This is a genomic window from Alloalcanivorax sp. C16-2, assembly GCF_046507615.1.
GTDB lineage: Bacteria > Pseudomonadota > Gammaproteobacteria > Pseudomonadales > Alcanivoracaceae > Alloalcanivorax > Alloalcanivorax marinus_A.
Genome location: NZ_JBKFTL010000001.1, coordinates 574,800 through 587,038, shown reverse-complemented (window position 1 = coordinate 587,038; position 12,239 = coordinate 574,800). Strand labels below are relative to the sequence as shown.

13 protein-coding genes are annotated in these 12,239 nt (G+C 66.9%); 2 read left to right on the top strand and 11 right to left on the bottom strand.

The features are described 5' to 3' along the window. Nucleotides 1-32: 32 nt before the first annotated feature. The 3 genes from ACLD02_RS02815 to ACLD02_RS02805 are packed head-to-tail and all read right to left on the bottom strand — an operon-like array spanning nt 33 to nt 1,623. Nucleotides 33-965 carry a cation diffusion facilitator family transporter gene (locus ACLD02_RS02815; RefSeq protein WP_410297875.1) on the bottom strand — a complete coding sequence of 311 codons (933 nt, stop codon included), beginning with the start codon at nt 963-965 and terminating at the stop codon, nt 33-35. A gap of 56 nt (nt 966-1,021) precedes the next feature. After that, nucleotides 1,022-1,429 carry a type II toxin-antitoxin system VapC family toxin gene (locus ACLD02_RS02810; protein WP_410297874.1) on the bottom strand — a complete coding sequence of 136 codons (408 nt, stop codon included), beginning with the start codon at nt 1,427-1,429 and terminating at the stop codon, nt 1,022-1,024. Continuing rightward, nucleotides 1,426-1,623 (bottom strand): type II toxin-antitoxin system VapB family antitoxin, encoded by a 198-nt coding sequence (locus ACLD02_RS02805; protein WP_203103669.1) that lies wholly within the window; start codon nt 1,621-1,623, stop codon nt 1,426-1,428. The genes ACLD02_RS02810 and ACLD02_RS02805 overlap by 4 nt, the downstream gene beginning before the upstream one ends. Before the next feature lie 183 nt (nt 1,624-1,806). Between ACLD02_RS02805 and ACLD02_RS02800 the strand changes: the two genes are divergently transcribed. Further along, entirely contained in the window at nt 1,807-2,223 is a 417-nt protein-coding gene (locus tag ACLD02_RS02800) for a MerR family transcriptional regulator (protein ID WP_410297873.1), read from the top strand. Nucleotides 2,224-2,318: 95 nt separating this feature from the next. Further along, on the top strand, nt 2,319-3,560 hold the full coding sequence (gene nhaD, locus ACLD02_RS02795) for a sodium:proton antiporter NhaD (protein ID WP_410297872.1): 1,242 nt from the start codon (nt 2,319-2,321) through the stop codon (nt 3,558-3,560). A gap of 27 nt (nt 3,561-3,587) precedes the next feature. Here nhaD and ACLD02_RS02790 read toward each other — a convergent pair whose 3' ends face one another. From ACLD02_RS02790 to ACLD02_RS02755, 8 genes are all read right to left on the bottom strand, one after another. Next, entirely contained in the window at nt 3,588-4,382 is a 795-nt protein-coding gene (locus tag ACLD02_RS02790) for a DODA-type extradiol aromatic ring-opening family dioxygenase (RefSeq protein ID WP_410297871.1), read from the bottom strand. Between the two features lie 96 nt (nt 4,383-4,478). Beyond that, entirely contained in the window at nt 4,479-5,942 is a 1,464-nt protein-coding gene (locus ACLD02_RS02785) for a phospholipid carrier-dependent glycosyltransferase (protein ID WP_410297870.1), read from the bottom strand. Next, nucleotides 5,926-6,957, bottom strand: coding sequence for a glycosyltransferase family 2 protein (locus ACLD02_RS02780; protein WP_410297869.1), 1,032 nt, complete (start codon nt 6,955-6,957; stop codon nt 5,926-5,928). Before ACLD02_RS02780 ends, ACLD02_RS02785 begins: the two co-directional genes overlap by 17 nt. Then, nucleotides 6,932-7,327, bottom strand: a complete 396-nt coding sequence (locus tag ACLD02_RS02775; RefSeq protein ID WP_410297868.1) for a GtrA family protein — start codon at nt 7,325-7,327, stop codon at nt 6,932-6,934. The genes ACLD02_RS02780 and ACLD02_RS02775 overlap by 26 nt, the downstream gene beginning before the upstream one ends. After that, on the bottom strand, nt 7,327-7,974 hold the full coding sequence (locus ACLD02_RS02770) for a class I SAM-dependent methyltransferase (RefSeq protein WP_203103688.1): 648 nt from the start codon (nt 7,972-7,974) through the stop codon (nt 7,327-7,329). The genes ACLD02_RS02775 and ACLD02_RS02770 overlap by 1 nt, the downstream gene beginning before the upstream one ends. Beyond that, a complete protein-coding gene (locus tag ACLD02_RS02765; RefSeq protein WP_410297867.1) occupies nt 7,967-8,692 on the bottom strand; it encodes a lipopolysaccharide kinase InaA family protein in 726 nt (241 codons plus the stop codon). The genes ACLD02_RS02770 and ACLD02_RS02765 overlap by 8 nt, the downstream gene beginning before the upstream one ends. 76 nt (nt 8,693-8,768) lie before the next feature. After that, complete coding sequence (locus ACLD02_RS02760) at nt 8,769-8,984, bottom strand: hypothetical protein (protein ID WP_203103691.1); 216 nt, start codon at nt 8,982-8,984, stop codon at nt 8,769-8,771. A 77-nt stretch (nt 8,985-9,061) separates the two neighbouring features. Next, nucleotides 9,062-12,235 (bottom strand): efflux RND transporter permease subunit, encoded by a 3,174-nt coding sequence (locus tag ACLD02_RS02755; RefSeq protein WP_410297866.1) that lies wholly within the window; start codon nt 12,233-12,235, stop codon nt 9,062-9,064. Nucleotides 12,236-12,239: the final 4 nt, after the last annotated feature.

Sequence of the window (12,239 nt, the reverse complement as noted above, 5' to 3'; positions counted from 1 at the left end):
AGAAATCTCCTTCAAACAGACAGGCGTACGGATCAGTGAGCGTGGCCGTGGAGCACGCAGACGTGCTCGCTGTCGCCGCGCTCCACCTGCAGGGTGCTGTGATCGATGCCGAAGCGGCTTTGCAGATCCTCAGCGAGACGGTCCAGCCAGGCGTCGCCGGGGTGGCCGTCGGGCATCACCAGGTGCACGGTGAGGGCGGTTTCCGTGGTGCTCATGCCCCAGATGTGCAGGTCGTGAGTGTCGAGCACGCCCTCGCGGTCACGCAGCCAGGCGTCCACCTCGGGCAGGTCGACGTTGTCGGGCACGCCGTTCAGGGCCAGCTTGAGGGAATCCCTCAACAGGCCCCAGGTGCCGGCCACGATCACCACGGTGATCACCAGGCTGACCACCGGGTCCAGCCAGTTCCAGCCGGTGTAGAGGATCGCCAGGCCGGCCAGCACCACGCCCACGGACACCGCGGCGTCGGCGGCCAGGTGCAGGAAGGCGCCGCGGATGTTCAGGTCCTCCTTGCTGCCCTTCACGAACAACCAGGCGGAGACGGTGTTGATGAGCACGCCGATGGCGGCCACCACCATCACCGTCACCGAGGCCACCTCCGGCGGGTCCATGAGACGGCGGACGGCGTCCCAGCCGATGGCGCCGCAGGCGATCATCAGGAACATGCCGTTGCCCAGGGCGGCGAGGATGGAACTGCCGCGCAGGCCGTAGGTGAAGCGGTTGTCCGGCACGCGGCGGGCGAGCAACGCACCCACCCAGGCCAGCACCAGGCCGAGCACATCGGACAGGTTGTGGCCGGCATCGGCCATCAGCGCCGAAGAGTGCGCCAGGAAACCGTAGACGAATTCCACGGCGGTGAAGCCCAGGTTCAGGGCGATGGCCAGCGCGAAGGCGCCGTTCAGATTCGGCGCCGCGCCATGGGCGTGGCCGTGAGCGTGGCCATGATGGTGGCCGTGGTCATGGGGCATGAAATAGCCTCCTTGGGTGCGATGGCGCCAGTAAAACACCTGTAGTGGCTACAGGTTCAAGCCCGGTCGTGAATCATCGGCCCGGGCGTGCCATCCACGCCAAGCCGCCGGGCCGCCTCGGCCAGCTGATGGTCGCGGGTCCACAGGCTGGTGGCCTGACTCAGCCGCGTGGCGGCCAACAGATGGGCGTCGACGAACCCGATGCCCCGCCCCATCAAACCGTGCCGCTCGATCAGAAACAGCACCTCGTCCTGGTCCGCCACCGGCACGCCGGGCAGGCCACGCAGCAGCTCCAGGACTTCATCGCGGCGGGCCAGGTTGCCACAGGCCAGCTCCCCCACCACGAACGGATGCATGCGCACCCGATCCGCCTCGAGCAGGCGCACCAGACCCGCGTCGCCCGCGCGCAGATGGTCGACCCACACCGAGGTATCCACCAGCACCATGGAGGCGGCGGCGCTCACCGGTAATCCGGGCGCCGACGGGCCGCCACCTCCAGGTCCGGCTCGGAGCCACCCAGCCGCGCCAGCCGGCGCGCGCTCTCGCGCTCGATCAGCGCCACCAGGGCCTGGCGGATAAGCTGGGTGCGCTCCTTGACGCCGGACAGCCGCTGGGCTTCGGCCAGCAGTTCATCGTCGATGTTGATGGTGGTACGCATGCTAACCTCCTGACCCCGGCGGTTCGGCACGGGAATGGACAACGCCCGGGAAGCATCAAATATGTCACCGAATGATGACCATATCCAGCGCGTATTGACCAAACCACGTCCGCTTCACTGAACACCCGGCGCGATACCTGTAATCATTACAGGTTCCAATGACGGACAACGAGAAGGAAAAACATGTACTCCATCGGTGCCCTGTCCCGCGCCACCGACTGCAAGGTGGAAACCATCCGCTACTACGAGAAGATCGGCCTGATGCCGGAACCGGCGCGCAGCGACGGCAACCAGCGCCGCTATGCCGACCGCCACCGGGAGCGGCTGCATTTCATCCGTCATGGCCGTGAACTGGGCTTCAGCATCGGCGCCATCCGCGAGCTGCTTGATCTGTGCGACCGGAAACATCGGGACTGTGCCGCCGTGGACGCCATGGCCCGGCGCCACCGGGACGCGGTGGCCGATCGTATCCGCGCGCTCACCGCCCTGCGCGACGAGCTGGACCGCATGATCCGGCGCTGCGCCGGCGGCGACGTGGCCCACTGCGGAGTCATCGAGGTGCTTGGAGACCACCGGCTGTGCCGCCACGACCATGGTTGAAGCCGATTGCTCCTTTCGGTTAGGTCGCTTTCTTGACCCTCCGGGGTTAGAATCGCCCCCGCCTCATTCCCGCAGTCCTGCCTGGAAGTACCCCAATGTCCGTTGTGCTGCTTGTTCTCGTGGCTCTCGGGTTCGTGTCCATCGTGGCGGAGGACCTGGTCCACATCGATAAAGCCAAGACCACCCTGTTCTTCGGGTCCCTGGTCTGGGTGCTGCATTTCATCTTTCCCCCGGCCGGCGAAACCCTTGAAGGGTTGATGGCGTCCCTGGATGACAACCTGCTCGACATCGCCTCCCTGTGGCTGTTCCTGATGGCCGCCATGACCCTGGTGGCGTATCTGTCGCACAAAGGGGTGATCGACGGCATCGTCAACGCCCTGCTGCCGGAGCGCATGAGCGAACGCAAGCTGATGCTGCTCACCGGCTTGTTCGCGTTCTGCTTCTCGTCCATGGCCGACAACATCACCGCCACCCTGGTGTGCATCGCGGTGCTGATGAACCTGCGTCTGCCCCGGGAGAAAATGCTGCGTTACGTGGTGCTGGTGGTGTTCTCGGTGAACGCCGGCGGCACAGCGCTGATCACCGGCGATGTCACTACATTGATGATTTTCCTGGCCGACAAGGTGGAAATCCCGGATCTGATTCTGCTCAGCCTGCCGGCCTTCATGGCGGTGGCGGTGCTGTCGCTGTTGCTGTCCCGGGGCCTGACCGGGGAGTTGGTGATGGAGAAGCGCCACACCGAGGTCGCCAACGGCGACAAGGCGGTGGCGGTGCTGTTTTTCTGCACCATCCTGAGCACCATTTTCGGCAATGTGTTTTTCGGCATTCCGCCGGTGCTGACGTTCCTGTTCGGGCTGTCGCTGATGTTCATGGTGGTGCAGTTCCTGAACCGCGACGAGCCGACCCTGGATTACATCCGCAAGATCGAGTTCGACACCCTGCTGTTCTTCCTGGGCGTACTGCTGCTGGTGGGCATGCTCAAGGAACAGGGGGTGCTGGCCTACTTCCCGAAACTCTACGACTTCCTGCCACCGCTGGCCGCCAACTATGTGATGGGCCTGGTGTCGTCGCTGTTCGATAACGTGCCGCTGACCGCCGCCCTGCTCAACTCCGGCATCAGCATGACCCTGGATCAGTGGCTGACCCTGACCTACGCGGTGGGCGTGGGCGGCTCCCTGCTGGTGATCGGCTCCGCCGCCGGCGTGGTGGCGATGAGCAAGGTGGACGGTCTCACCTTCGGCAGCTACCTGAAGTACTCCGGCTACCTGCTGGTGGCCTACACGGTGGGTTTCCTCGGCGTGCTGGCCCTGGGCTCACTGCTCCAGGCCGCCGGCTAGCCCCCCACGCCGACGCCGGCTAGCGCCCTAAACCCACAGCACCGAGCTGACGTTCGCCGCGCCCATGCGGCCGGCGAACACCCGCCCGGGCCGGTCACCGGCGGCGCCGGCGCACACCAGCGCCGGCATCAGGTGTTCCTCGCGGGGATGGGCGAACGCGCCGCCCGACGCGGCCCGCCATTGATCCAGCCGCCGCCCCCGTTCGAGCGTCGACAGCCCAGGCTCGGCCAGGGTGTCGCGCAGCCAGTCCTCGAACGCCCGGTTTGCTTCCAGGGCGGCCGGCGAACGGTCCCGGCCCATCAGCACCGCCATGTTGTGGAATGAGGAGCCGGAGCCGATCAGCGCCACGCCATCATTCAGCAACGGCGCCAGCGCCGCGCCCAGCCGCCGGTGCAGAGCCGGCTCCAGGGAGGAATGCACCGACATCTCCACCACCGGCACGTCCGCCGCCGGGTACATCAGCGACAGAGGCACGAACACGCCGTGGTCCAGACCGCGTTCCTGGTCCACCGATGCCGGCACCCCGGCGTCCTCCAACAGCGCCCGGGCCCTTTCCGCCAGCGCCGGCTGCCCCGGCACCGGATAGCGCAGCGAGTAGGCCGCTTCCGGGAAGCCGTAGTAGTCGTGGATCAACGACGGCGACGGATGGCCGGTCAGCGACACCGGCGACGCTTCCCAATGGGCGCTCACCAACAGGATCGCCTTCGGCGTCGGCGCGACCGCCGCCAGCTCCCGCAGAGACGCCACCAGCTCCCGGTGGCCGGGGTCGTTCAGCAGCGGCAGCGGGCCACCACCGTGGGTGAGGTAAGCGATGTAGGACATGACGTTCTCCCGATATGGACCTTCAGGATACGCCGCCCGACACCGGCGATGGATTGAACCATTGACGCGGTGCCATCGATTTTTCCGGGCCAACGCTCAGCGGCACCCCTCCGCCCCCACCGGCACATTGGTAAGCAGAAGGTAGCGACGATCCTTCGCCAGCGCGAACAACGGCACCGACAGGCCGCGCTCAAAAGCGGCCCGCTCCCGGGGCCGCACCGCCAGATAAAGCGGTCGCCCGGGCGCCGACCGGAGCGCCTGCCGGGCCTGCTCCGGTGTCCAGACGCGAGGCGCCTCGCGGCCGTAATAACGGGCCGAGAACGGCACTTCGTCCAGATACACCAGGGGCGCCCGGAGGGCGGCGGGCTGCCGTTGATAGCAGGCCAGCAACGCCTTTTCGGTACGCAGGGTGCCCGGGTTCGCGAGCACATAGGCGCCCGCCACCAGGGACAACACCGGCACCGTCAGCGCCAGCCCCGGCACCCAGCGCGATGCCCGCCCGCGCCCGCCCAGGGCCCGGGTCAACAACAACGCCATGAACGGCAACCCGGGCAGCACATAGGTGGCCAGAATATTTCCGGAAAAGGTGAAAAACAGAGTAGGCACGAAGGCGGCCGGAATCAGCAACCGGTTGTCGTTATCGCGGAGCGCCGCGCGCAGCCGGGCGCGCCCCTCGGCATCACGGAGCCGGGCCGGCAGTAGCACCAGCGCCCACAGGGACCAGGGGAAGGCGGCGTACAGCGTCAGTAACCAGATGGTGCCCCGAGGCTGGTCGTGGGCGGTGCCATAACGGTCACCGGACCAGCCGGCGTCGAGGAAACGCTGAAAGTGCTCGCCAACGATGAAGTAATGCAGGAACCCCGGCGTCTTGTGTTCGGCGGCCAGGTACCAGGGCAACGTCAGCAGCAGCGTGACCAGCCCGCCGCGCCACCAGGGTAGCCGATGCCACAGTTGCCACCAGCCACCGCTCCATAGCGCCCACACGAACAACGGCGTGCCCACCAACACCAGGGCCAGTGGCCCCTTGGCCAGCAACGCCACCACCAGACCGAGAAAGAACAACGCGCCCCAGGGCCGCCCCTCACCACGCAGTACCAGCCCGGCGGCAACCAGGGAGGTAGTGGTTCCCAGAGCCAGGAACGGATCGGTAAGCACCGCGCCGGCGCACACGAACAGCAAACCGGATGACGCCGCGATCAGTGCCGCCACCGGGGCGCTATCGCGGCCGCTCAGGCTGCGCGCGTAACGGGCCACCAACGCCAGGATCAGCAGACAGGCCAGCCAGGACGGCAGGCGCAGCGCCAGCTCGTTGCCGCCCAGAGTCAGAAAAGACAGTGCCTGTACCCAGAACGCCAGCGGCGGCTTGCCCCAGAACGGTACGCCGGGGGCAAACCAGGGCGTGATCCAGTCGCCGGTCACCGCCATCAGCCGGGCAATGGCGCCGTAGCGCGCCTCGGTGGTATCGGTGAGAGGCAGCAGCGCCATGGTCGGCAACCGGCTTAACACGACCACCGCCAGCAACACCCACGGCGCGATCCGGCGGCTAGCCGGCATCCGCATGGGGCACTCCCAGGGAGCGGCGCCGGGGCGGCGCCGGCTCGCGGCGGAGGCTGGCGCGATCCACCACGTCACGCACCAGATAGATCGGCCTTTGCTTGGTTTCCAGATACACCTTGCCGACGTACTCGCCCACGATGCCGATGGTCAGCAACTGCAGCCCGCCAAGAAAAGTAATCAGCGCCGTCAGGGAGGGATAACCGCGTACCGCCACCCCGAACATCAGCGCCTTGGCGATGATCCACAATCCGTAGCCCCCTCCCAGCATGGCGGCCAGGGCACCAATCACCGCCGCCCAACGCAACGGCGCCACGGAAAACGAGGTGATGCCTTCCAGCGCCAGGCCCACCAGTCGCCAATACCCCCACTTGCTATCGCCGGCGACCCGCGCCTCACGGTCATAGCGCAATACCACGGTGGGCAGACCGACCCAGGCGAACAGCCCCTTCATATACCGGTTGCGCTCGTCCAGCCGTCTTATCGCCTCCACCGCGCGCCGGCTCATCAACCGGAAGTCCCCGGTATCGGCGGGAATGTCCGAGCGGCTCAAACCACGCAGCAAACGATAAAAGAGATGAGCGCTGATCCGTTTAAGGCGGGTTTCGCCGGGCCGCGAGCGGCGCTGCATGAGCACCACGTCGGCGCCGGCGCGCCAACGCTGGATCATCGCTGGTATGCACTCGGGCGGGTCCTGAAGGTCCGCGTCCAGCACCACCACCGCCTCGCCGCGGGCATGATCCAGGCCGGCGGTAAGCGCCGCCTCCTTGCCGAAGTTCCGGGACAAACGCACCACGCGAATCCAGGGGCGCTCGGTGCATCGCGCCATCAGCCATTCAGCGCCGCCATCGGTACCGCCGTCGTCAACGAAAACCGCCTCGAACGGCAGACCGGTGCCCGCCATCACCCGCGCCAGTCTTGCCACGCATTCCGGCAACACTTCGCGCTCGTTGTAGAACGGCACCACCAGGCTGATCACCGGTTCCGCCATGGTTCTAACCCGTGGGATGAGAGCCGTCATGGAAGACCCACCTTTTGTAGAGCGTGTAGTTACTCAACGCCACCAGAGCGGTGGTCAATACCTGGGCCGGCGCCACCGCCAGCGCCAGCGTCTGGTGAAGGAATACAAAGAACACGCCGTTCAATACCCAGCCCAGTACACAGGTCACCGCGTAACCGGGGAGCGCGCCGGCGGGACGGTCGCCTGCGAAGGTCCACTTTTGCTGCAGGGGGTAATTAGTGGTCGCCCCGGCCAGGGCACCACCGGCGGTGGCGACCGCCGGCGCCAGACCCACCGCGATCAATCCGGCCATCGACAGCCAGTGGACCAGGGTCGCCATGCCTCCGGAGCATAAGAACCGTAGCGGTCGGGTGGCGCGGGCGAATTCCATTAGCGGCTCTTGCGCACGAAGCGGGCCAGGTGCAGCGAATGGAGAAAACGCCGCTGAGCAAGGTCGCGATCCAGTTGAAAACCTTCCGCCTTCAGGTCCGCCACCAGCTCGCTCAGGGACGTATGGTTCTGGCGGTGGCGGCGACCGCCCAGGGCGGCGCGCAGGCGCCGCTTGAGGCCGGTGAATGACCACGGCGACAAGTAAGACACCAGCAGGTAACCGTCACAGACCCGCGCCATCTCGCGCACCAGAGCAAGGCGCCGGGCGCGCTCCTGGAAGTGATGCAGCAGGCGGAAGCACACCACCGCCTGGAAGGCCCGGTCCTCCCAGGGCAGCGCGAACACATCGCCCTCGCGCACCTCGGCGTCCGCGCCATCGGTGGCCAGCAAAGTCCGGGTGTGAACCACCGCCGCGGAACCAAGATCCAGGGCCGCCACGCGCAGGTCCCGTTCCGCCAGCCACAGGCTCAGGCGGCCGGCGCCGCATGGCGCGTCAAGCACCCGCGACCCGGGCGGCAAGGCCGGAAACGCCCGCGCCACCAGCGCCATTTCCGCGTGGTGCTTGGCGGGCTTGCGCCGCGTGTAATGCTGTACCGCGCTCGGCTCCGCTTTTACGCGGCGCCGGTCCGGCAGGGTTTGTTCAGACATAATCAGGGATTCCATCGGGCGCGCGAGGCGCGGGCAGCTTCAAGCCGGGAGCGTAAAGGCCGGCGGTACGCAGCAGGCTGTCGCGACCGGCCTGGTCCAGAAAGGGCGCCCGGCGCAACAGTTGATCCAGATCGGAGCGGGCGGCGGCGGCCACGGTCAGCCGGCGACGCCAACGTTCCAGATCCAAAAGCCTTACCCGCAGAGTGATCGGGTCCACCAGAATATGGTCCGGGTAGCAGGCGCCATGCTGAAGACGGCGCCGGTGCAGCACCGCCAGGGCGGCGCCCACCGATACCAGCGCGCAGGCCAGATGCGCTCCGGGCATTCGCCCGGCCAGCACGGACAGCGGCACGAACCCCCGTGGCGCCCGGGTCACCAGGATCGCCTGGTCGCCTCGCTCCGCGTAGCAGACCCAGTCCACCACCGGCAGCGTCGGCGACCAGGACAGTGCCTGGAATTCGTGGAAATAGGTCGGCCGGAGACGGCCTCCGGTGGCCGGCGTGCGCCGGAACTGAGCCACCTGGCGCTTTACATAAAGGGTTTCCGCTTCACCGGTGGGCCCCGGCAGCGTCAAGCGGCTCACCGCGCTCCAGCCACCACGCCGGAAGTTGGGTGGTTCCACCCAATCAGCGGGCAGCCGCCACCAGTCATCGAACGTGAGCAAATCCCGGGCGCCAGGATCGGCGCGCCAGCCCGGAGCGACATGCGTAATCGTCATGTCCCGGTCCTCTCTTCAGCCAAATCACCAAAGCAGGGTGGAACCGGGGACTTAAGCGAGACTTAACGAAAAACAATCAGTCCCGGTGACGCTCGAGACCTTCATTACGGCCGATGCGCAGCCCCGCCAGATGAGTGATACCGCGCAGACGCAGCAGGGCCCAGACGCTGCCCGCCAGACCGATCACCGGTGCCAGATAGAGGGTATGGTCGGTGAGAAAATTAATCGCGAGGCTGCCAACCAGCATCAGAACGAACACCACCAGAAAGCCCCAGAACGGTCCCTTGCGCATATCCTCACCGACAATGACATTGGAATCGCCGGGCAGTGTAGCACCGGGAACCGCCCCGGGGCCCGGGGCGGCATGGGTCAGCGCTGCAGTTCGCGGATTTTATGTCGCGAGAACAGCGGGTAAAGGGCCGGCAGCACCAGCAGGGTGAGAGCGGTGGCGCTGAGCAGGCCGCCGACGATCACCGCCGCCAGCGGGCGCTGCACCTCGCTGCCGACGCCGGTGGCGAGCAGCATCGGGATCAACCCCAGCATGGAGGTAAGCGCGGTCATCAGCACGGGTCGTAGCCGCGAGACAGCGCCTTCGAACACCGCCTGCTCCACGCTTTCGCCGTCGCGCAGGCGGGCGTTGATGGCTTCCACCAGCACCACGCCGTTGAGCACGGCAACGCCGAACAAGGTAATGAACCCCACCGAGCTGGGCACCGACAGGTACTGGCCGCTGAGCGCCAGGGACAGGATGCCGCCGATCAGCGCCAGGGGCACGTTGACCAGAATCAGCAGCGCCTGGGCCAGGGAACCGAACGCGAAGTACAGCAGCAGCGCGATCAACGCCACCGCCACCGGCACCACCAGCAGCAACCGTTGTTGGGCCCGTTGCTGGTTCTCGTACTGGCCGCCGATGTCGACGCTGTAGCCGGCGGGCAGCTCCACGTCCCGGTCGATGGCGGCGCGGATATCGCTCACCACCGAGCCCAGATCGCGGCCGCTGACGTTGGCCTGTACCACCACCCGGCGCTGCACGTCGTCGCGGCTGATCTGCGGCGGCCCGCTGATCTGCTCCACCCGGGCCACATCGGCCAGACGCACCCAGGCACCGTCCGGGGTCTCCAGACGCAGCTCGCGGATACGCTCGGCGTTGGCGCGGGCGTCCTCCGCCAACCGCACCTGGATGTCATAGCGCTCATTGCCGTTGATCACCTGGCCGGCGCTGGCGCCACCCAGCCCCAGGCTGACCAGCTCCATGACCCGGTCCACGCTGAGGCCGTAACGGCTCAACGCGCGACGGTCCGGCTCCACTACCAGCTGCGCCTCGCCGGCGATCTGCTCGAGCTGCACGTCGGTGGCGCCGTCGACGCCGCCCACCACCCGGTTGATGGCCTCGCCTTTTTCCCGCAGCACCGCCAGGTCCGGGCCGAACAGCTTGATGGCAAGCTGCGCCTTGACCCCGGAAAGCAGCTCATCCACGCGCATGGCGATGGGCTGGGAAAAGTTGAACAGCAGCCCGGGGTGGCGGTTGAGCCGCGCCAGCATCTGGCGCTGCAAATCTTCACGGCTATTGGCGCTGGTCCACTGGTCCTGGGGCTTGAGGCCGATGTAGATTTCCACGTTGCTGACCGGCTCCGGGTCGCCGCCGATTTCCGCGCGGCCCACGCGGCTGAGCGCATAGGTCACCTCCGGAAAGGTCATCAATTCCCGTTCCAGTTTGCGGCCCACCTCCTGGGAGGTGGCCAGGCTGGACGACGGCGCCAGCGTGACCCGCAAGGCCAGGGTGCCCTCTTGCAGGGTGGGCACGAATTCTGTGCCCACGAAGGGCAACGTGGCCAGAGCCAGCGCCAGCAGCCCCAGGGCACCGCCGATCACGGCCTTGCGCGCGCCCCGAGCACGCGCCAGCAGCCGCCGGTAGCCACGTTCCAAGGCCGCCACCGGACGGTTTTCCCGTTCCCGGGGCGGGCGGCGGAACATCAATGACGCCAACGCCGGTACCACCACCAGGGCCACCACCACGGCGGCGGCCATGGCCAGCATGATGCTCACCGCCAGAGGCTCGAACATCTTCGCCTCCACGCCCTCGAAGGCGAACAACGGCGCGAACACCACCAGAATGATGGTGGCGGCGAAAAATACCGGTCGCGCCACTTCCTGGGCGGCGTCCTTGATGCGCAGGGCTATGCCCTCCGGCGCGCTGGCGCCGGGCGGCGGCGCGCCCGTGCCAGGGTGGCGCGGGTCCGGTCGGTTCAAGTGCTTGAAAATGTTCTCCACCATCACCACGGAGCCGTCCACCAGCATGCCGATGGCCACCGCCAGCCCCCCCAGGGACATCAGGTTGGCGGACATGCCCAACGACGCCATCACCAGCAACGCCACGCCGATGGACAACGGGATCGACAGCAACACCAGCAGGGTGGCGCGCAGGTTCATCAAGAACAGCGCCAGCACCAGCACGATGAACAGAAACGCCAACAGCAGGGCGTTGACCACCGTGGATACCGCCTTCTCGACCAGACCGGCCTGATTATAGAAAGGCTCGAAACGCACGCCCTCGGGCAATGCCTGCTCGATGCGCGCCACCCGCGCCTCGATGCCATCGATGGTGGCCTTGGTATTGGCGCCCATGCGTTTGAGCACAATGCCCGCCACCACTTCACCCAGCGCCTCCGGGTCGCCGTCGGCGTCGCGCCGGGTCATGGTCAGGGCGCCCTGGCGAATTTCCGGGCCAAAGCCCACCTCCGCCAGGTCGCCAACGCGCACCAGGGTGCCGTTCACCTCCTTGACCGGCATGGCGGCGATGTCCTCCAGGCCCTGCCGGCCATGGCCCACCCAGCCCATGCCACGGATCACCATCTGCTCGGCGCCGCGATCCAGATACCAGCCACCGGCATTGCGGTTGTTGGCCCGGATGGTGTCCATGACGTCGCTGAGGGTCAGGTCATAGGCGAGCAGGCGGGTGGGATTCACGTTGACCTGGTACTGGCGCACCTCGCCCCCGTAACTGAGCACGTCGGTGACGCCGCCCACCGGCATGAGCAGCAGTTTCACCACCCAGTCGTTGAGGCTGCGGAGGGTCATGGCATCAATGCCGGAGCCCGGTTCAGCGGTGAGCAGGTACTGGTAAACCTGCCCCAGGCCGGAGGTATTGGGCCCCATCTCCGGGGTACCCACGCCGTCGGGGATATCCTCCCGCGCCGCCTGCAGCCGCTCGAACACCAGCTGCCGGGCGAAATAGATGTCGGTGCCTTCATCGAACACCACGGTGACGATGGACAGGCCGGTCTTGGAGATGGAACGCACCTCATCGACCTGGGGCAAGGCGTACATCACCGCCTCGATCGGGTAAGTAATCAACTGCTCTACTTCCTCGGCGGCCAGGCCTCGGGCCTCGGTGTTAACCTGCACCTGAACATTGGTCACATCCGGGAAAGCATCCAGCTTGAGGCTCGGCAACCGCCAGGCGGTAACGCCGACCAGCACCAGCAGGGCGAGCAGGACCAGAAGACGGTTGGCCACCGCCCAGTCCACGATTCGATTGAACATGGTC